Raw genomic sequence first — 19372 nt, forward strand, 5'->3', positions numbered from 1 at the left:
CCAGACGTCAAGGCCCGGGTCCGGCTGTGGCGGGCAGCAGATAGTCGCGAATGAACTCCCCCGGGTTGATCTCCTTGTTGATGCTGCTGTCGCTGGTGTTCTCGCTGGTCACGAGCACGATGTCCGCGCTGGGGACTACATGGATGAACTGCCCGCCGAATCCCCAGGCAAAGTACATCGAGCGTTCGGAGATGGTCTGCATCCACCAGCCCTCGGAATAGGCGAATACGTCGTCGACCCGGGCGGTCTGGGCTTGCGCCGCACGCACAGCATCACGTGGCACAAGCTGTCGGCCACCCCACTTGCCGTCGTGCAGGTAGAGCAGGCCGAACTTGGCCATCTCCCGTGGCGTCAGGTAGACGTTGTACCCGCCGGAGAAGACCCCTTGCGGGTCACGGCCCCAGTGCTCGGCCGTGATGCCCATCGGTCCGAACAGGTACTGGTGGGCGAACTGGCACGTGCTCATGCCGGTCGCCTTCTGCAGCACGGCCGAGACGACGTGCGTATTGCCGCTGCTGTAGTTGTACGTCGTGCCAGGGGCGGACACGAGCTCACGGCCGAGAATCGCCCGGACCCAGTTCGACGTCTTCTCGACCTGGCCCTCGGTCGAATCCTCTGTCCAGTCGAGACCTGACCTCATGGTCAACATGTGCCGGATGGTGATCTTTTTCTTGTCCGGCGAAGCTTTGCCGAAGTACTCCGGCAGGTAGTCGGCCACCGGGTCGTCCAGGCTTCCGATGTCACCCTTAGCGACAGCGATGTGGACCAGTGCCTGCAGGATGCTCTTCGACGCCGAGTGGACGTTGTTGCTCCGCGGTGCGCCGCTACCGTGGTAGTACCGCTCGGCCACGAGACGGTCGTTTCGGATGACCAGCGCGCTGAGCAGTGAGGCGTTGTTCCCGAGCTTGGTCAGCCCCGTGCGCAACTTGGTCGAATCCATCCCCTGAGCCTCCGGCGCGGTCGGCGACCAGTCCTCACCATCTTCCCGGGGATCCTTGTACGTCGGATTGCTCTCGTAGAACGTCCGGCCATTGCCCGCGATCCGGCCGCAGTCGACGGCCGCCGCCGTGGCCACCCCCGTTGCTCTCGACTTCGACGACGGCACCTCAGCACACCCGGCCAACACCAGGAGCGACAGCATCGGCACTGCCCAGGCGATCCGCCGCGATCCTCGTCTGCGCAATCTCATGACTGACTGCATCCTCCTCAATGCGAAGCGACGGCACTAGCCTCGCCCTTTCGCCTTGAGGAGAGCGGCTGTTCCGGCGGAACCGCGAAATCTCTTTCCTGACCTGGGACGATGAACCTTGCTGAGGAGGCTGCCGGTCAAGGCGGAGGACAGTCCGTCAGGTGCGGGGCGCCGGGCCTGCTCGTCGGCGGCGGACAACGACGAGGAAGGCTTGAGAGAGCAGGGTCCCCGCTGTGACCTGCGGCCATCGCAAGATCGTCCGTCTTCACACACCGATGATCAGCGGTGGCCGCAGCCTTCCCGCAGCCGACCGACGAGCAAGACCAAGGTCTATGGCTGGAGGTCGCGCCGGTACCAAGTGCCTGACTTGCCGCCGAGGTCGGCCGGGGTGGCAGGGCCGACCGAGACGAACCCTGCCTTGGCCAAGACCTTCCGGGACGCGGCGTTGTCGTGGGAGGTGGCCGCCCGCAGTGTGAGCAGACCGTGCTTCGCTGTCGCCATCCGGCACAGCTCCTGGGCGGTCGCGGTCGCCACGCCGCGGCCGGCGACCCGCTCCGCGACCCGGTAGCCGAGTCTGGCAGTGCCGTCCTCCAAGTCGTACAGGTTGAACCTGCCGAGCACCGAGCCGTCCTCGGCGACAAGCACGTAGAAGGCGCAGATGCCGGCCTCCTGCTCGGCCAGCGAGGCGTTGTACCAGTCGGTGAACCGGTCGAAGAAGTCGTCGCCGCGGTCGGAGATCGAGGCAGCGAAGTAGGCGCGGTTCGCCAGCTCGAAGGCCAGGACCGCCGGGGCATGGCCGGCATGCAGCCGCTTCAGCTCGGGCATCGCCCGACTCTACCCAGAGCGTGCGCTGAGGCCACCTGAGTTTCCGCCAGTGGCAGACGGCCCCAAGACCAGGGCACATAACGACCTACGGCTGGAGCGCTAGGCTCGTCGTGTGCAGTGGCATCAAATACTCGGCTTCGTAGCCGCAGTCATACCCCTCACTTTGATTCCCGGCACGAGCTTCACGCTTGTCACCCAGCAGGTGATCGTGGGCACGTGATCGGATGGCGTGCGCGCCGCACTTGGCTCAGCGTGCGGTCTCTTGGTGCACGCGACGTTTGCCGCGGTTGGCCTGTCGGCCCTGGTCATGTCGTCGGCTCAGGCGTTGACGGCGGTGAAGCTCCTGGGCGGCCGTACTGGTCGCACTCGGGATTCGAACAGCAACGGTGAGCTGAGCCCGCGCGCCATTAGGCGCGGGCGCAGCCCGACGAGGACGACCGTGGGGCTCAGCTTCGGCTCCGCCTTTGGGTGGCGTTGCCGAGAGCCGTCGACAGCTGTACCAGTGAACCGTTGGCCGTGGCCCAGTTGGTCACGTCGATGGCGTGGCCGTTGGAGTGGTTGATCACGGAGCCGTCCAGGCGGAACCACCACTTCTGGCTCGACTTGCCGTTGCAGGTCCCGAGGATGAGCTTGGCATCCGAGGTCCTGCCGTCAGCGTCTGCCGCGAGGCACTGGCCGGCGACACGGAGTTCGCCCGCGGTGGTCTGCGTGATGGTCTGGTTCGCGTTTCCGGAGCAGTCGTAGATCTGTACCTGCACACCCGTCTGGCCGTTCGGGACGTCGAGGCAGCAGCCGGAGTTGGCACCCTTCAATGTGAAGGTGGTGTCCGTCGGCAGGGGGTCGTGGACCAACTGCCAGTCCTGCGAGCTGAGCGGGTCGATCAGCACGACCGGCAGCCGCTGCTCGACGATGCGCCGCTGGTCGTCCTCGGCGGGCATCGAGATCACGATGATCAGGCCGGCCGCGTCGAGCGCCACGCACTCCTTCAGCCACCTGGAGATCGAGCGCCGACCGGTGGTCCCGGTCACGACGTCCACACCCAGTTTGTCCGCCGCGTCCACGATCCCGTGGACGACTTCGAGCGTGTACGGGCCCGACAGGTCCCGGAACACCGGACTGATCTGGTGCGGCGCCGCGGGATCACGCTCTCCGGGCCGGACGTACCCGCCGCAAGCCAACGGGACGAAAAGCCGGCAGACAAGGGCAACCGGCCACGTCCCCCTGCCACTTCGGGCCGGCCTGGCCGTTGCCGCTCTCTTTCGCGGCACTTCTGTCCCATGTCTTGACCCGCCGGGCGGGGAGGTGCAATCTCTCGTCAATACGCATTAGGTAATACGCATTAACGCGCCGTCGCCAACGGCACCAGGCCCTGCCCGGAGGAGAGAAACACTGTGGAACCCAGGAAGCGGCCCGGACGTACGCCCGCGCCTGCCGGTCGTACGTCACGGCCCCGGCAGGCCGAGGTGGCTCGGCTCGCGGGGGTGTCGCAGGCGACCGTGTCCCTGGTGCTGTCCCCGAAGCCCGACGGCAAGGGACGCATCATTTCCGAGGAGACCCGGCAGCGGGTCCTGGAGGCGGCCCGCAGCCTCGGCTACGTTCCCGACCCGGCCGCCCGGCGGCTGGCCGCCGCCCGCAACAACCTGCTCGGTGTCTTCAGCTTCACCGCCACGTTCCCGACCGATGTGCAGCACTCGTACTACCCCTTCCTGGTCGGCGTGGAGCGCGAGGCGGCGGCGCTCGGCTACGACCTGGTGCTGTTCACCGGGTCGAGCACCGGCGGCGCGGGGGCAGCCGGTCCCGACGCCCTGAGCCGGGTCCGGCTCGCCGACGGCTGTCTCTTCATCGGTCGGCACACGCCCCGGGCGGAGCTCAAGCGACTGGTCGAGGACGGCTTCCCTGTCGTACACCTGGGCCGCCGCGAGGAGTTGGAGGGCGTGGCATGGGTGGGCGCGAACTATGTCGAGGCCACGCGTGAAGTCGTGTGCCATCTCGCCGAGTTGGGGCATCGGCGGATTGTCCTGGTCCGGGAGGAGGACGACGCGCCCGCCTCGACGGACCGTCAGCGCGGCTTCCTGGAAGGGCTGGAAGCAGCGGGCCTGCCCTCCGGCCCCGCGACCGTCTTCCGGTCCGCGGATCCGCAGCGGGACCTCACGCCCGAACGGCTGCGCGCCTGGGTCGATGAAGGAGTGACGGCCTTCGTCGCCGAGGAGACCGACACCGGGGCGGCCTGGCGAAGCCTGCTCTCCGCCGTGCGCGAGGCGGGCCTCGACTGCCCCGGAGAGGTGTCTCTCGCCCTGCTCGGCAGCCCGCCCGCCGACCTGACAGGTGAACCCGAGCCCACCGGATTCGACATCCCCCGCCCGCAGTTGGGCGCCGCGGCCGTACGTCTGCTGGCCGCGCTCGTCGCGGGCGAGGAGGCACGCGAACCACTCATCAGCTGTGTCTTCCGCCCTGGCCCGACGACCGCACCGCCGCGTGCCCGTCCCTGAGCACGGTCCGTACCGGCCTCACCCCCTGTGACCCTGATCCAGCAGCAAGGAGAAGCGTGATACCCGAAGCAGACATCCTCGTCGTGGGAGGCGGCCTCGGCGGCGTGGCCGCCGCACTCGCCGCCTGCCGGGCAGGACGCAGCGTCGTGCTCACCGAGGAGACGGACTGGATCGGCGGCCAGCTCACCAGCCAGGCCGTACCGCCCGACGAGCACCCGTGGGTGGAACAGTTCGGTACGACCGCCTCGTACAGCCGGCTGCGCGACGAGATCCGGAGGTACTACCGCCACTGGTACCCGCTGCGGGCCGAGGCCCTGGCGCTCACCGACCTCAACCCGGGAGCGGGCCGCGTCAGCAAGCTCTGCCACGAGCCGAGGGTGGCCCTCGCCGTCCTGGAGGGCATGCTCGCGCCTCACCGGGCGGCGGGACGGCTGACCGTACTCACCGAGCACCAGCCGATCTCCGCCGAGTCCGACAACGATGTCGTACGTTCGGTGACCCTGAAGGACCTGCGCGACGGGACACATCGCACCCTCACCGCGCGGTACGTCCTGGACGCCACCGAGACCGGCGAACTCCTTCACCTCGCGGGCGTCGAGCACGCGAACGGGGCCGAGGCACAGGCCGAGTTCGACGAACCGCACGCCCCCGACAAGGCTCAGCCGCTCAACCAGCAAGGCATCACCGTCTGCTTCGCGCTCTCCCACCACGAGGGCGAGGACCACACGATCGACCGCCCGGAGGACTTCGACTTCTGGCGCACCTACCAGCCCTCGTTCTGGCCCGGCCCGCTGCTGGGCTTCGAGGCTCCCGACCCGCGCACGCTGGAGCCGGTGCCGCGGACCTTCGTACCGAATCCGGCCCTCGACCCGCTCACCGTCTCCGCCGACCAGAGTGCCGACGCCGGTGACAAGGAACTGTGGGGCTTCCGCCGTATCCTCGCCCGCAAGCTGCACTCACCGGGCGCCTTCGATTCCGACATCACGCTCGTCAACTGGCCGCTCAACGACTACTGGCTCAAGCCGTACATCGGCCAGGAGGCCGAAGCGCTGCGCGAGGCACGGCAGTTGTCGCTGTCACTGCTGTACTGGCTGCAGACCGAGGCGCCCCGCACAGACGGCGGGACCGGCTTCCCGGGCCTGCGGATCCGCCCGGACGTGACCGGCACGGCGGACGGCCTGGCCAAGGCGGCGTACGTCCGTGAGTCCCGCCGTATCAAGGCCGTCACCACGGTCACCGAGCACGACGTGGCGATCGACCTCGTCGGCCCACGCGGCGGCACGCGGCACCGTGACTCGGTGGGCGTCGGCAGCTACCGCATCGACCTGCATCCCTCGACCGGCGGCGACGACTACATCGACATCGGATCCGTGCCGTTCGAGATCCCGCTCGGCGCACTCGTGCCGCGCCGGGTGCGCAACCTGCTGCCCGCCGGCAAGAACATCGGCACCACACACATCACCAACGGCTGCTACCGGCTCCACCCGGTGGAGTGGAACGTCGGCGAGGTCGCCGGTGCCCTGGCCGCGCACTGCGTGGCCGAGGACGTCGAGCCGCAGCAAGTACAGGCCGAGGACAAACGGTTCGAGGAGTTCGCGCGGCTGCTCGACCGCGACGGAGTGCAACGCCACTGGCCGGACGTACGCGGCTACTGAACAACCCCCGCGTGGACGGGAGTTCGGGCGGCGCGGGTCCATCCGCCCGACCCGGCGACCGCCCGCGCGAACCGATCCAGCACAAGGAGGTGCACGGATATGAACACACCCCGCATCCGCGTCGGCATCGACGTGGGCGGAACCTTCACCGACGCCGTAGCCGTGGACGCCACGACCCTCGAACTCCTGGGTCAGGTCAAGGTCCCCACCAGCCACCATCACGAGGACGGCGTCGCACACGGCATCGTCGAGGCGCTCGACCGGCTCCTGGAACAGACAGGCTGCGCCCCGGCCGACGTCGCCTTCCTGGCGCACGGCACGACCCAGGCCACCAACGCCCTCCTGGAGGGCGATGTGGCGACCGTCGGACTGATCGGCATCGGAACCGGCCCCGCGGCGGTGCTCACCCGCCGCCTCGCCTCGTTCGGCAAGCTCGAACTCACCCCCGGCAAAAGGCTTCCGCTGGCCTACGCCCATGTCACCGACCCTCAAGACGCGGCGGCCGTCCGCCACGCCGTCGAAGAGCTGAAGGGCGCAGGCGCTCAAGTCCTCGTCGCCAGCCAGCCGTTCAGCGTCGACCGACCCGAGGGCGAGCAGGCCGTCCTGGACACGGCACGGCCGTACGGGCTGCCGATGACCGCCGCGCACGAGATCACCTCGCTGTACGGGCTGCACAAGCGCACCCGCACCGCCGTCGTCAACGCGGCGATCCTGCCCCGCATGCTGGCCACCGCCGACCTCGTCGACGCCTCCATCACCAAGGCGGGCGTGACCGCGCCACTGATGGTGATGCGCTGCGACGGCGGCGTGATGGCACTCGACGAGATGCGCCGCCGACCGCTCCTGACGGTCCTGTCCGGACCGGCTGCCGGGGTCGCGGGCGCTCTGATGCAGGAGCGCGTGAGCGAGGGCGTGTTCCTGGAGACCGGGGGCACTTCGACCGACATCAGCGTCGTACGCCGCGGCAAGGTCGCCGTCCGGCACGCCACCATCCTCGGCAAGACCTCGTATCTGAGCGCCCTCGACGTGCGCACGGTCGGCGTCGGCGGTGGCTCCATGGTGCGGATCGGCGGCGGCCGGGTGACGGGTGTGGGACCGCGCAGCGCCCACATCGCGGGGCTGCCGTACGCCTGCTTCGCCTCCCCCGACCAGCTGCGCGACGCCAGGGTGGACACCGTCCGGCCCATGGACGGCGACCCCGCCGACTATGCCGTGATCGACGCGGCGGGCGGGCGGTTCGCCGTCACCCTGACCTGTGCCGCCAACGCTCTCGGCCGCGTCCCCGAGGGCGACTTCGCCCGCTGCGACCCCGAGAGCGCGCGTGCCTCGATCGCGCCGCTGGCCGCCCATCTCGGCACCGACGTCGAGACCGCGGCGACGCGGATCCTCGACGCGGGAATCGCCCAGGTGAAGACGGTGGTGGACGCCATGATCCGCGACTACCGCCTCGACAAGGACACGGCGATCCTCGTCGGCGGAGGCGGTGGTGCCGCGTCCGTCACCGCTCACCTGGCTCACACCAGCGGCATGGAGGGGCGGATCGCCCGGCACAACGAGGTCATCAGCCCCATCGGTGTCGCCCTCGCGCTCGTACGGGAACAGGTCGAGCGGATCGTGCCCGGCGCCACGCAGGAACAGATCCTCGCCGTACGGGCCGAGGCGGAGCGGGCTGTCGTCGCCCAGGGCGCCGCCGCCGAGGGCGTGGAGGTCGAGGTCACCGTCGACCCGCAGACCAACACCGTGCGCGCGGTCGCCACCGGCGCCACCGAACTGCGCACCCAGGACCGGTCCCACCGGGCCGACGACACCGAACGACTCCGGGCCGCGGCGGCCAGTCTCAAGACCGACCCCGCGGCTGTCCACGTCCTCGCGGGCACCGCCGCCCACACCGTCTACGGCACCGAGACGCGCCGCCGCCTGCGGCCGACCCGCCGGCCCATACGGATCGTCGACGTGGACGGCGTCGTACGCCACCACGCCGCCGACGCCCACGTGGAGACCACCACCGTGGCCGGTGCCCCAGAGGTCCTCGCCCGGCTGGTGGGCGAGTCCACCTCGTACGGCGACGGCGGGGTGCGCGCCCCTGCCCTGCGGCTGCTGCTCGGCGCCCGCATCGCCGACCTGTCCGGCATCCTCGATCCCCAGCCTCTACTGGCGCTGGCCCGCAGCGAGTTGCGGGCCCGAGCGGCCGACGAGCCGGTGGTCGCGGTGCTGGAGGTGCGGTCATGACCGCCATCGAACTCACCTCTGGCAACCAGGAGTTGATGGATCCCGCGTCCGTCGACGACGTCGAATGGGCCGTACGGCTGCTGGCCGCCACCCCCACCCACGAGGGCCGCGACCGCGAGCTGCTGCGCCAATGGGCCCGTAAGGCCGACGAGTTCGGGTCCCGGCTCGCCCCCGTCGCGTCCACGGCGCACGTGGTCGAGCGGGACGACGGGCTGGAGCGGATGCTGCTCGCCCGATACACGTCACGACCCCCGACGGTCGAGCTCTACACCGACACGCTCGCCCTCGCCGAGGAGTTGGTGGAGGCCCGTGGCTGGCGGGTCTGGTACCCGCCGGGCTCGGTGCGCGCCGCCGCGCTGGCCCACGAGGCGGTGCACGCCCATCTCCACCACGGCCTCGCGAAGGCCGCACTCAAGCAGGCGCTCGGCCACACCGTGCTGCGCCTCGGGCGCCACCGCGTGGCCGGTCATGTCGCCGGTGCCGAGGAGGTCGCGGCGCACGCCTACGCCCGAACCGTCTGCGGACTCGGCCGCAGCCCCCTGCTCCTCACCGCCGCGCTTCGCGCGGAACTCACCCGGCCCGGAAGAGAGAACTGACCCATGGGTGTCGTCATCCTTCTCGTCATGGCGGCCGGCGTCGCCCTGATGCTCACCCGCAAACTACCTACCGCCTTCGCGCTGACCCTGCTCGCCGTCGCCATCGCCTTTCTCGCCGGGGCACCGTTCACCGGCAAGAACAGCGTGCTGGACACCGTTCTCCAGGAAGGCGCGCCGGCTCTGGCCGCCACCATGATCGCCATCATTCTGGGCTCCTGGCTGGCGAAACTCCTCGACGAGACCGGAATCGCGGGCACGCTCGTCCGCAAGATCGTCGAGTTCGGCGGTGACCGCCCGACCGTGGTGGCCCTCGGCGTCCTCGCCGTGTCCGCACTCGTGGGTACGGTGACCGGCTCGGCACCCGCCGCGATGCTCGCCGGCATCATCGGCATCCCCGCCATGATCGCCGTCGGCGTGCCCAAGGTGACCGCCGCGGGCACGGTGCTGATGGGCATCGCCGTGGGCATCCCCTTCGAGCTGCCGCTGTGGCAGTTCTTCTCCACCGCGCTGGAGCTGCCGGTCCCGACCGTGCGCGGCTTCATGGTGAAGCTCTTCCCGTTCGCCCTGGCCGCCGCTCTCGCGTTTGTCCTCGTCGAGACGCGACGACGTGGCACGGAGCACGCCTGGTCTCTCAAGTCCGTCGACTCCCCCGGCTCCTCCGGCTCCCCCGGCGCGAAGCCTCGTTCACGTCGCGCTGAGCTGGGCGACGCGCCCTGGTACGCGCTGCTCGCTCCCGCCGTCCCCCTCGTTCTCGCCCTGGGCTTCGAACTCGCCATCATTCCTTCGCTGTTGGCGGGTGTCCTGTATGCGCTGGTCACCACGACCCGGCCCGGCGAGATGAACAAGCGGCTGCTGCGCACCCTGTACGGCGGATTCGAGGTCGCGGCCCCACCGCTCGTCCTGTTCATCGCCATCGGCATCCTGCTCGCGGCCGTGAAACTGCCAGGCGCCGTGGAGGCGCTGGAACCGCTCGTCAAGGCCGTCAGTCCGCAGAACCCCGTGGTGTTCGTCCTCGTCTTCACGCTCCTCGTCCCGCTGTGCCTCTACCGCGGCCCACTCAACGTGTTCGGGCTCGGCGCGGGCATCGCCGGCGTCCTCATCGCCGCCGGGATCTACCCCGCGGTCGCCGTCCTCGGCATGGCCACCTCGTACAACCAGGTCTTCGGCGTCGCCGACCCCACCAGCACACAGACCGTGTGGAGCGCCCAGTACGCGGGCGTTTCTCCCCAACAGGTCATGGTGCGCACGCTGCCGTACGTCTGGGCGGTCGCCCTCGGTGGCCTGTGCGTGACCGCGGCCACCTACCTCTGAGCCCGGGCCCCGTTCGGGCCCGCCGAGCCACACACCTTCTGTCATTGGAGCCACCATGCAGGAGCAACACCTCGACCGACGTCTCTTCCTGCGCGCCACCGCCGCCACCGGAGCCGCCCTCACCGTCGGGACGGCCCTGGGAGCCCAGCCCGCGGCCGCGGCGCCCGGCGGATTCCCCAACTACGCCTACGTGCGCACCCTTCTGACGCCCTCTCAGCTCAAGTACAACCCGACCGGCGAGATCATCTTCCCCTGCATCAGAGGCGTATACGACAAGCTGAGCTCCCCGCTCGGCCGCTACTACCTGTACTACGCGCCGCACGACGCGCCCGGTGGCATCTGCCTGGCGTACGGCAATTCGCTGGAAGGGCCGTTCACGGAGTACCCGTCGAACCCGATCGTCTCCAACAAGTGGTCACCGCACTACTCCGTCAGCCACGTCTCGTCCCCCCATGTCCTGTGGAACCAGGACGCCAAGGAGTTCTGGCTGTACTTCCACGGAGAGAACACCACGACCCGCCTCGCCCGCTCGACCGACGGGATCCACTTCACGTACGACAAGGTCGTACTGTCGACATCCATGCTCCCGGCAGGCACCACGGAGACGTCGTACGCCCGGGTCTTCCGCCACGACCTGCCCTCACGCGGCGCCCGCTACGTCATGGTCTTCATGCTCAACAACACCACCAACCACCGTGACATCCACTGGGGTTGGTCCGCCGACGGTCGCACCTGGGCCTACGACCAGCAGCCGCTGATCCGGCACGGCGACGTCGGCGCCGTCAACGTCGGCGGCCCGCACCTCCTCTACCGCAACAACAGCACCTACGTCGTCTACAACAAGGACAAGGCGAGCGGCGGTGACATCATGATCACCGAGGTCGGCGACGACTTCAGCAAGCGCACCCACCTCGGCGTCTTCTACAACTCGCGCAGCACCGCTCCGGAGAACGGTCGCGCCGCGGCACCCTCCTTCGGCACCGACGGCGGCGTCCCGTACATGATCTACGAGGCGGGAGAGAGGCTCTCCGGGGCCATCGCGATGGCCCGGGGCTGACCCGCCCAGCCGGGGCGCCTCGGTCGGCGGCAAGTCAGGAGCTGCACGTATATCGCGTTGTGGGTCCAGGGGCGCCCGCCATAGGGTCACCGGCATGTCTGTTCGTCTTCGTATGCGTCAAGCACTGCCGGAAGCGATGCGCGCCCGTGACAAGGCCGCGGTGAGCGCCCTGCGGTCAACGCTCGCCGCGCTGGACAACGCCGAGGCGGCACCCGTGGACGAAGCCGAGCTGCGCGGCGTGGCCCTTGAGCAGTCGCCCGTCGGTGCAGGCGCCACCGAAGCGGCGCGGTGTGAGCTGAGCGAGCGCGATGTGGTGGGGGTGGTGCGCGCCGAGGCCGCCGAGCGACTTGAGGCTGCGGCACAGTTCACTGCGCCCGCGCACGCCGACCGAGCCGCGCGGCTCCGGGCGGAGGCCGCCGTGCTGCTTCGGTTCCTCGACGGTCACGGCACCGACTAGGGCACGGTGAGACTTCTCACCGGAAGCGACGCAGGAGCAGCACTGGGGACTGGTGGCGGCCGGCCGAGCAGGTCGGCCACGCCGGGACGGACCGGGGGCACGCCAGGCCAGGCCGGTGCAGGCCAGACCGGGCCGGGACGGGCCGGCCCGGGCCGAGGCAGCGTCTGCTGTGCCGCCCCTCCCACCGGGACGCGGATCAGTCCCTCACGGCACTTCCGGACGGCACGGGAGCAATCACCCGTCCTGCCCCACCCCAAGGTTTCCGGACATGATCGGGCGCTTTGAGGAGAAGAAGTGCCGTGACGGCCTGATGGCCACCGAACCTGCGTAGGGAAGGAAAAGACATGCGCCTGGACCTCACAGGCCGGACCGCCTTGGTGACGGGATCCACCCAAGGCATCGGAGCCGCGATCGCGGCCGGACTCGCACGGGCCGGCGCCCGGGTCGGAGTCAACGGACGCGACAAGGGCAGGGTCGAGGAGTCCATCCGACAGCTCAAAGCCGACGTGCGGGACGGCGCCTTCGTTCCGGTCGCCGCCGACGTCACGACCGAGGCGGGCGCTGCCAGCGCCCAGGAGGCCCTGCCGGACGTCGACGTCCTCATCAACAATCTCGGCATCTTCGGCGCCCAGGACCCGATGGAGATCACGGACGACGAATGGCGTCGCTACTTCGAAGTGAACGTGCTGGCCGCTGTCCGTCTCACCCGCACCTATCTGCCACGGATGACCCAGCAGGGGTGGGGCCGCATCCAGTACATCGCCAGCGACTCCGCGGTGGTGATCCCGGCCGAGATGATCCATTACGGCATGTCGAAGACCGCCCTCCTCGCGGTCGGCCGAGGCTTCGCCAAGCAGGCCGCAGGGACCGGCGTCACCGTGAATTCCGTCATCGCCGGCCCGACCCATACGGGCGGCGTGGAGGATTTCGTCTACCAGCTCGTCGACCGCGACCTGCCGTGGGACGAGGCACAGCGAGCGTTCATGCGAAAGCACCGCCCACAGTCTCTGCTGCAGCGCCTGATCGAGCCCGAGGAGATCGCCAACATGGTGGTGTACCTGAGCTCCGACCTGGCGTCCGCCACCACGGGCGGCGCGCTGCGGGTCGACGGAGGGTACGTCGATTCCATCCTCCCCTGACCTTGGCGTTCATGCGGCAAATCTGTTCGTGATCGGTGCCGCGAGGCTTGGATCGCCCGGTTTCCGGGCGGGTGCTCGCGTGCACGGTGCAAGCGCCTCGGGCCGGTGAGCCGACCGGGGCCCGGACTGCTCATCTTCGGTACGCGGGACAGGTTGAACGGCCTGACGGGGCGCACTGGCTCGGCCACTGCCACGACGCGGCCGCTTTCCTCGGTGAGGTCGGCTACACCGAGCTGGCGGCGCACCCCGACGCTCTCGACATGCTCCGGCTCGACCTGCGCATGAGCGGCTGTCACGACGCAGCCAAGCTTGAGCACTTCCTGACCCACCTGGGCGGGGCAGCATCCGCCATGCTCTTCCGCTGCACGGTCTGCGGGACCCATCTCGCCTACGTCGACGCCTCTTAGACATCGTTCCTTGTGGCGTGATCTTGGTCGCCACCTTGTGTCGGAGCTGCCCCGTGTCAGGCGAGCCAGTAGTAGGGCAGGCGAAGGAGATCGGCGACATGGGCGGCAACCGCCTCGGCATGCGGCGGGTCGTCTTCGTCGGCGAGGCCTCGAACCAGGTGCAGGTGCAGGTGCAGGTGGAGGGACTGGAGGGTGGCAAAGGTGTTGAACGCCCAGATCGGGACGGGCCCGGGGCCCCCTCCGTCCAGGGCCTGCGCCACCACGGTCAGCCAGCCGGTGGCCTGCTCGCGCTTCAGGCCAGGGGCCTGGAGGATACGCATGAGCGCACGGGTAAGCCTCGCGTCCTCCAACTGTGCGTAGCGGTAGTCGGTCTGCGGGGCCGTCATCCTGCGGGCACAGAGTTCAAGTAGTGCCGTGCGGCGGTCGGGCAGGGCCTTTGCGAACGCGGCGGCAGCGTCGGCGCCGTGTGCGACGGCGTGCAGCCAGCCCATGGGAGTCGTCCCAGCCGCGGGTGTCCTGCTCTACCGGATACCAGGCCGAGAATTCAGCGCACCAGCGTTCCGCAGCCTCCTTCGGTACGAGTCCGGGAACGGTGTGTCCGCGTGTCAGAACGGAGCAGAGGGTCAGCGGTGCGAAGGTCCGGGCCTGTACCGCAGAGTGGATGAATCGGCTGGTGGCGGTGTCGCCGAGCGCATCAAGGACTGCGTCGAGACGAGATCAGCACACATCTCGTGAGGCTTTCACACAGCTGACGGATACCAACAGCGGCCTCGTCCGCCATCGCAGACTCACCATCTGAATTGACGTCTTGGCTCGGAGGCCGGTCAGGACAAGGGATGCGGGGAGGTCTCTGCCGTTGCCCCTGCAGTGGCATCAGGGTTTGAGGCACGGCCATTCATCAGGTGGGCGGAGGCGATAGATTCGGCATGTGGTGGCGTCAGAAAGCGAAGACCATAGGGGCACAGAGTTCCGTCGGATGGACAACGCGCTGCGCGAGCAGCTGGCGAACGGAACGCTCCGGCTGGGCGAAATACTGCCCCCACAGCGAAACCTGACCTCCGAGTACGGGGTCTCTCGCGATACGGTCCAGCGCGTCCTGCGGCAACTGGCCGCCGAGGGCTGGATCGAGTCGAGGCAGGGCAGCGGCAGCCGGGTAGTGAGGCTCCCCCCTGTCGACCCGGCCGGGCCGGGTGCCGAGCGGCGCAATCGCGCCCTGCCCCTTCCACTGATTGACGCGGCGTTCCAGAAACGCGCGGTGTCTCTGGACGTCTTCACGCTCACTGCCGAAACTCTGGGCCGCCACCTGAGGCGCCAGACGGAGCGCGTCCTGAGCAAGGAGATCTCACCCGAGCGCCTGCACGCCCGCGTACTCCTTCCCTGGGAGGACGGCCCTCTCGCCTACCCACGTGCCAAGGACCCGGCCGATCACCGGGTCTGGCACCGCTGGCAGAAGATGACCCGTACACATATCAAGGACATGCAGGAGTGCTTCAAGGCACTGCGTGAGGCAGGCGTGGACGCCCGGCTGGAAATCCGCAGAGTGCCACTGACCCCGCACTGCAAGCTGTACGTGCTCAACAACTCCGACATGCTGTACGGAACTTATGACGTGGTCGAGCGCAAGGTCGCCGTCAGCGAAGGTCCCGACATCGAGGCCCTGGACGTAGTCGGCCTGGGTTCGACCTTCTCGTACCACCGCCGAGAGGAGGACGAGGAGTCACACGACTCCACGTTCTTCACGAGCATGCAGGACTGGTTCGAGTCGACGTGGGACCTCCCGGGCCAAGACCGCACGACGGTCTGACGAACGCGAACGGCTTCTCGCTGTCGAGGAGTCAGTTGTCGGTCCTGTACAGGTTGGTCTGGCCGTTCGACGCGGTCAGGCCGCCGTCCACGGGAATGTGCACTCCGTTGAGAAACCCGGCGTCGTCACCGGCGAGGAAGGCGACGACGGCGGCGACCTCGGCCGGTTCGCCCGGGCGGCCCATGGGTACGCGATCCACGAAACGGCTGCGCAGAGCGGTTTCTTCGGCAAGCGCGTCGCGGATGAACTGGCTGCTGAGCGTCACGCCGGGGTGGACGGCATTGACCCGGATCTCCCGGCCGTGGTCCAGCGCCATCGCGTTGGTCAGGTTCGCCAGCGCGCCCTTGGTCGTGTTGTAGGCGGCCTGGCACCAATCGCCGCGCAGGGCGCCCACGGATCCGACGTTGACGATGCATCCGCGCGCCGCTCGCAGGTGGGGCAGCGCGGCCCGCGAGGCGAAGAAGACGCCGTCGACGTTCGTGCTCATCATGGTCCGGTAGCTGTCCATGCCGATCTGGTCGACGGTGCCCGGAATCGCCACGCCCGCGTTGTTGACCAGGACGTCCAGGCGTCCGAACCGCTCGGCCACTCCGTTCATGACCGCGGTGATGGCAGCCAGGTCCGAGACGTCCCCGACCCAGGGATGCATGTCCGCGCCGTCCGGGCCCTCTTGGGCGGTCCGCCGCAGAGTCGCTTCCGTGCGGCCCACAAGCACCACGGTGTATCCGTCGGCGGCGAACCGGTGCGCTGTCGCGGCTCCGAGGCCGGCACCGGCACCCGTGATGACTGCCACGCGGCTGGACTTCTCTTGGTTCACGAGTCTCTCGTCCTTCGTGTGCGCCGGGCCCGGAACGGCCCGGGTTTGCTTCTCCCTCCGAAGCCTAGGAATGCTGGCACTGCCCGCACTTGGACCGGCGCGGCGTCCGAACAGAACGTACGCGCCACAACTCAGCGTCGGCGCATCGAACGCGAAGGGGACCGGGCTGCGATGAACAGCACTGGAGCGGAGGCCGACGGAACGCTCGGCGCGTTTTCCGTGGACTCCACCGTCCCCGGCGCCGTACCGCGAGGATTCGACGCCTTTCTGCGCGAGTGGGAGACGCGGATCGGTGACGGCTTCCCACAGCCGACCTACAGCCCGGCCACGATCGCTGACTTCCGGGTCAGGAGCCGGGTCGCCAAGGTGCGTGACGTGGCGATCACCGATGTCCACGGTGTGTCGGCCGTCCGTACCGCGGGCACCCCGCGCGGCGTCGAGGACCAGGTACGTCTGTACGTCGTCCGGCGCGGAGCATGGACGTTGGGCGGCTCGCGCGATCGTGGCGAACACACCGTCTCGGGCGGGCAGTTCCTCCTCCGGCATGTCGGGCGGCCGTCGCACTTCGAGACGGTGCCCCACACGACGGCGCAGGTCCTCGTCCTGCCGGCCGCGATGCTCAAACCCCTGCTGGGGAACAGGGTCGTGACCGGGTCGGCGGACTCGGCAGAGGTACGCCTGCTGACCGCCCACTCGAACATGGTCCACGCAACGATGGCCGACCTGAGTCCGGCCGGTGTGGAGGCCGCCCACAGCAGCCTGATCGAGCTGGCCAAGGCGGTGGCGCTGAGTCGGTTCGACGACGTGGAGCCCCGCCTGGCCCCGGCTCTCGCCCAGGCCGCAAAGGACCTGGTGGACAGCCAACTGGCCGATCCCGATCTCTCCCCACCGATGCTGGCGCGTGAACTCAACGTCTCCGTACGCACCCTGCAACGGGCCTTCGCCACGACAGGCGAGTCGGCGACCGCCTACATCCGCCACCGTCGCCTGGAAGAGGCCCGGCTCGCCCTCACCACCCCTTCCGGCCGCCTGACCGTCTCGGAACTCGCCGCCCACTGGCAGTTCGCCGACAGCAGCCACTTCATCCGGGCCTTCAAGAAGCACTACGGCCAGACCCCCACCGAGTACGCCCGCTCGACCAGGCCGGCCGACCAAGCCGGCCGACCGCGATACGACGCACCGCCGGAGAGGTTGTGACACGCTGGAGTAGGTGAGCTTGAAGTAGCGAATGCTGCAGACGGCCAAAGCGGCGGTGTGGGAGCTTGCCGCGGTGCGCTCCTAGTGCGGTCGCATCAGGTCCAAGTCCTTACCCCATGCGTCCAGTACCGCGCCGTGCCCGGCCCGGCGGGTCACTGCCTCGACCTGGGTGAAGAGACGACGCTGTGTGGACACGTCACCCATTCCTGAGATGCGGCCCACAGCGGCGAGCAACATGCCGGTGTCCCAGCCGGGCAGCGGGAATCGGGCAAGCTCCCATTCCAGGTACTTGTTATAGGGGCGGGGGCGACGGTCGAGGGCGAAAAGCGCCTCCAGCAGAAACCGGATGCTGTCGGTGGCGTCGAGCCGGGCCGCGAGCGCGTGTCCGTCGCGGTCGTTCTTGAGCGAGCGGTAGAGGGAGTTGGCGTAGGCATCAAGCCACTCGCCCGCCTCCCGGAAGGCCTCGTCGGCGTCGAGCCGCGCCTTGTCGGCCAGGATCTTGGCAATGCCTCCGTCGAGCCGGTCGAGCACGATCCGCGCGCGAGCGAGGGCGTACCGCTCGAAGCCGGGCATTCCGGCGGCGCGGAATTCTTCGAGGGAGAGGATGACGAGGTCGAGCTCTGGGGTGCGGTGCCCGGTGAACCGGGTGAGGGCCGTCGTCGCGCCATCGGCGACGACGACGTAGAGGTCGTGGTCGGAGTATTCGGTAGTCATACCCTCGTGGGCTCGGGACCCTTTGAGGACAAGGCCGACGACAGCTGAATCAGTGGCGGCGAGTTCCACGAACGCGTCGTATGTGATGGGCTGCTGAGCAGTCATTGCGTGATCTCCGGCGTTGTGATGACGGGTATGCCCGGACCTGTTCGGCCGAAACAGCAGGCTCAGGAGCCGACCAATGCATTCGCTTGGGCAGCAACAGCGGCGTGGCAAGCAGGAGAACGCCCGACATGGTGATCGCGGTGAGCGGGCTGGTGAGTGTGGCGAGGATGCCCCAGATCACCATGAGGGCGGCTTGCAGGAGTTTGCTGATGGCGCTCCAGGTGCTGAGGACTTGGGCAGTGCGATCCACGGGGGTCCGCTGCAGGCGTTCTGTTGCGTAGATCGGGTTGAAGACCCCCATGCAGGTGATCAGCAGGCCCTCGACGATGATCACGGTGAGGAGCCCGGGGATGCCGGGCCGGACGAACGCGAGACCGAGCGGGAAGAGTGATCGCAGCCAACCGGACACCATCATGACCCGGTATCGGCCGTAGCGGGTCCCGAGGCGCGCGGAGAGGCGGGCGCCCGCGAAGCCTCCGAGTGCCGGGATGCCGAAGGCGAGACCGTATTGCCAGGCCGGGAAGTGGTACTGGCCCAGCAGGAGGACGGCCAGGAGCGGGGCGGTGGCCATGATGAGGCCGCTGACCAGGATCGAGTTGAGGAACAGGCGTCTCAGTGCGCGGTCGTGGAGGATGAACCGCCAGCCGCCGAGAAGGTCGGCTCCGCGCAACCTGGTGGTCCGGTCGCGGGGTACCGCGATGTCGCCTCCGCGGATGCGGAGGACGCCGAGCGCGGACAGCAGGTAGCTGAGGGCGTCGGCCAGGACCGTGACGACCGGGCCGAGCACCCCTATGAGCGCACCGCCGAGTGGTGGGCCCGCCGCGGTCGCCACCCAGCCAGTGCCCTCGAATCTCCCGTTCGCCACGAGGAGGTGATCACCACGGAGGAGGTACTTCAGATACGCGCCGGATGCGGCGGAGAAGGCGATACTCGCGGTCCCGGAGATAACCGATACAACCAGCAGTTGGCCGTACGAAAGCAGGCCGAGGACGTACGCGATCGGAATACTCGCCACCGCGACGAACCGGATCAGGTCCATCGCGATCATCACCGGACGCTTGGCCCGGTGCTCGACCCACGGCCCGAGCGAGAACGCGACGACCGCCGCGACGGCAAGCCCGGCCGCCTCCAGCACCGACACGGCGAACGCCGACGAGTGCAGCACCTGAACCGCGATCAGCGGGAACGCACCGAAGGCAAGCCACGTACCGTACGTACTGACGGCGTAGGCCGACCACAGCCAGCCGAAACTGCGCCCCAACTGCACGCGCATGCGACTCCCTCGCGACGACCGGTGTTCGAGTCGCTGAATCACACCGGACGCACCGTCGCGGGATCAAACAACCGACTCCCGGGCGAGCCACAACCATCGGTTGGGCAC

At 68.9% G+C, this 19372-nt stretch carries 19 protein-coding genes; 11 read left to right on the plus strand and 8 right to left on the minus strand.

Annotated features, from left to right (window positions below; genetic code table 11):
* Positions 1-7: 7 nt before the first annotated feature.
* The 3 genes from ACZ5VQ_RS01095 to ACZ5VQ_RS01105 all read right to left on the minus strand — a co-directional run bounded on the left by ACZ5VQ_RS01095 (position 8) and on the right by ACZ5VQ_RS01105 (position 3126).
* On the minus strand, positions 8-1189 hold the full coding sequence (locus tag ACZ5VQ_RS01095; RefSeq protein ID WP_469103068.1) for a serine hydrolase domain-containing protein: 1182 nt from the start codon (positions 1187-1189) through the stop codon (positions 8-10).
* Between the two features lie 330 nt (positions 1190-1519).
* A complete protein-coding gene (locus ACZ5VQ_RS01100) occupies positions 1520-2014 on the minus strand; it encodes a GNAT family N-acetyltransferase (RefSeq protein WP_469103069.1) in 495 nt (164 codons plus the stop codon).
* Between the two features lie 446 nt (positions 2015-2460).
* The gene (locus ACZ5VQ_RS01105; protein WP_469103070.1) at positions 2461-3126 is read right to left on the minus strand and encodes a ricin-type beta-trefoil lectin domain protein; all 666 of its coding nucleotides are present in this window, start codon (positions 3124-3126) and stop codon (positions 2461-2463) included.
* A gap of 279 nt (positions 3127-3405) precedes the next feature.
* On the opposite strand from ACZ5VQ_RS01105, the gene ACZ5VQ_RS01110 reads away from it, so the two are divergent.
* The 9 genes from ACZ5VQ_RS01110 to ACZ5VQ_RS01150 all read left to right on the plus strand — a co-directional run bounded on the left by ACZ5VQ_RS01110 (position 3406) and on the right by ACZ5VQ_RS01150 (position 13354).
* Entirely contained in the window at positions 3406-4503 is a 1098-nt protein-coding gene (locus ACZ5VQ_RS01110) for a LacI family DNA-binding transcriptional regulator (protein ID WP_469103071.1), read from the plus strand.
* Between the two features lie 56 nt (positions 4504-4559).
* The gene (locus tag ACZ5VQ_RS01115; protein WP_469103072.1) at positions 4560-6158 is read left to right on the plus strand and encodes an FAD-dependent oxidoreductase; all 1599 of its coding nucleotides are present in this window, start codon (positions 4560-4562) and stop codon (positions 6156-6158) included.
* Between the two features lie 99 nt (positions 6159-6257).
* Positions 6258-8387, plus strand: a complete 2130-nt coding sequence (locus ACZ5VQ_RS01120; protein ID WP_469103073.1) for a hydantoinase/oxoprolinase family protein — start codon at positions 6258-6260, stop codon at positions 8385-8387.
* Positions 8384-8983 (plus strand): hypothetical protein, encoded by a 600-nt coding sequence (locus ACZ5VQ_RS01125; protein ID WP_469103074.1) that lies wholly within the window; start codon positions 8384-8386, stop codon positions 8981-8983. Before ACZ5VQ_RS01120 ends, ACZ5VQ_RS01125 begins: the two co-directional genes overlap by 4 nt.
* Before the next feature lie 3 nt (positions 8984-8986).
* Complete coding sequence (locus tag ACZ5VQ_RS01130; protein ID WP_469103075.1) at positions 8987-10294, plus strand: TRAP transporter large permease; 1308 nt, start codon at positions 8987-8989, stop codon at positions 10292-10294.
* A 55-nt stretch (positions 10295-10349) separates the two neighbouring features.
* Positions 10350-11351, plus strand: coding sequence for a hypothetical protein (locus ACZ5VQ_RS01135; RefSeq protein WP_469103076.1), 1002 nt, complete (start codon positions 10350-10352; stop codon positions 11349-11351).
* A 94-nt stretch (positions 11352-11445) separates the two neighbouring features.
* Positions 11446-11808, plus strand: a complete 363-nt coding sequence (locus ACZ5VQ_RS01140) for a GatB/YqeY domain-containing protein (protein ID WP_469103077.1) — start codon at positions 11446-11448, stop codon at positions 11806-11808.
* A gap of 344 nt (positions 11809-12152) precedes the next feature.
* A complete protein-coding gene (locus ACZ5VQ_RS01145) occupies positions 12153-12947 on the plus strand; it encodes an SDR family NAD(P)-dependent oxidoreductase (RefSeq protein ID WP_469103078.1) in 795 nt (264 codons plus the stop codon).
* 86 nt (positions 12948-13033) lie between these two features.
* The gene (locus ACZ5VQ_RS01150) at positions 13034-13354 is read left to right on the plus strand and encodes a CbrC family protein (protein ID WP_469103079.1); all 321 of its coding nucleotides are present in this window, start codon (positions 13034-13036) and stop codon (positions 13352-13354) included.
* Between the two features lie 56 nt (positions 13355-13410).
* On the opposite strand, the gene ACZ5VQ_RS01155 is transcribed toward ACZ5VQ_RS01150, so the two are convergent.
* Both ACZ5VQ_RS01155 and ACZ5VQ_RS01160 read right to left on the minus strand, forming a co-directional pair.
* Entirely contained in the window at positions 13411-13845 is a 435-nt protein-coding gene (locus ACZ5VQ_RS01155) for a DUF2785 domain-containing protein (protein ID WP_469103080.1), read from the minus strand.
* The gene (locus ACZ5VQ_RS01160; RefSeq protein ID WP_469103553.1) at positions 13757-14017 is read right to left on the minus strand and encodes a DUF2785 domain-containing protein; all 261 of its coding nucleotides are present in this window, start codon (positions 14015-14017) and stop codon (positions 13757-13759) included. Before ACZ5VQ_RS01160 ends, ACZ5VQ_RS01155 begins: the two co-directional genes overlap by 89 nt.
* Positions 14018-14330: 313 nt before the next feature.
* On the opposite strand from ACZ5VQ_RS01160, the gene ACZ5VQ_RS01165 reads away from it, so the two are divergent.
* Positions 14331-15158, plus strand: coding sequence for a GntR family transcriptional regulator (locus tag ACZ5VQ_RS01165; RefSeq protein ID WP_469103081.1), 828 nt, complete (start codon positions 14331-14333; stop codon positions 15156-15158).
* A 31-nt stretch (positions 15159-15189) separates the two neighbouring features.
* Here ACZ5VQ_RS01165 and budC read toward each other — a convergent pair whose 3' ends face one another.
* The gene (budC, locus tag ACZ5VQ_RS01170; RefSeq protein ID WP_469103082.1) at positions 15190-15975 is read right to left on the minus strand and encodes a meso-2,3-butanediol dehydrogenase; all 786 of its coding nucleotides are present in this window, start codon (positions 15973-15975) and stop codon (positions 15190-15192) included.
* A 171-nt stretch (positions 15976-16146) separates the two neighbouring features.
* Here budC and ACZ5VQ_RS01175 point away from each other — a divergent pair, with 171 nt between their 5' ends.
* The gene (locus tag ACZ5VQ_RS01175; protein ID WP_469103083.1) at positions 16147-17172 is read left to right on the plus strand and encodes a helix-turn-helix domain-containing protein; all 1026 of its coding nucleotides are present in this window, start codon (positions 16147-16149) and stop codon (positions 17170-17172) included.
* Positions 17173-17253: 81 nt separating this feature from the next.
* On the opposite strand, the gene ACZ5VQ_RS01180 is transcribed toward ACZ5VQ_RS01175, so the two are convergent.
* Together ACZ5VQ_RS01180 and ACZ5VQ_RS01185 are read right to left on the minus strand one after the other, a co-directional pair.
* A complete protein-coding gene (locus tag ACZ5VQ_RS01180) occupies positions 17254-17991 on the minus strand; it encodes a hypothetical protein (protein ID WP_469103084.1) in 738 nt (245 codons plus the stop codon).
* Positions 17936-19264 carry an MFS transporter gene (locus ACZ5VQ_RS01185; RefSeq protein ID WP_469103085.1) on the minus strand — a complete coding sequence of 443 codons (1329 nt, stop codon included), beginning with the start codon at positions 19262-19264 and terminating at the stop codon, positions 17936-17938. Before ACZ5VQ_RS01185 ends, ACZ5VQ_RS01180 begins: the two co-directional genes overlap by 56 nt.
* Positions 19265-19372 lie beyond the last annotated feature (108 nt).

It is taken from the genome of Streptomyces sp. NPDC033178, from assembly GCF_055577685.1.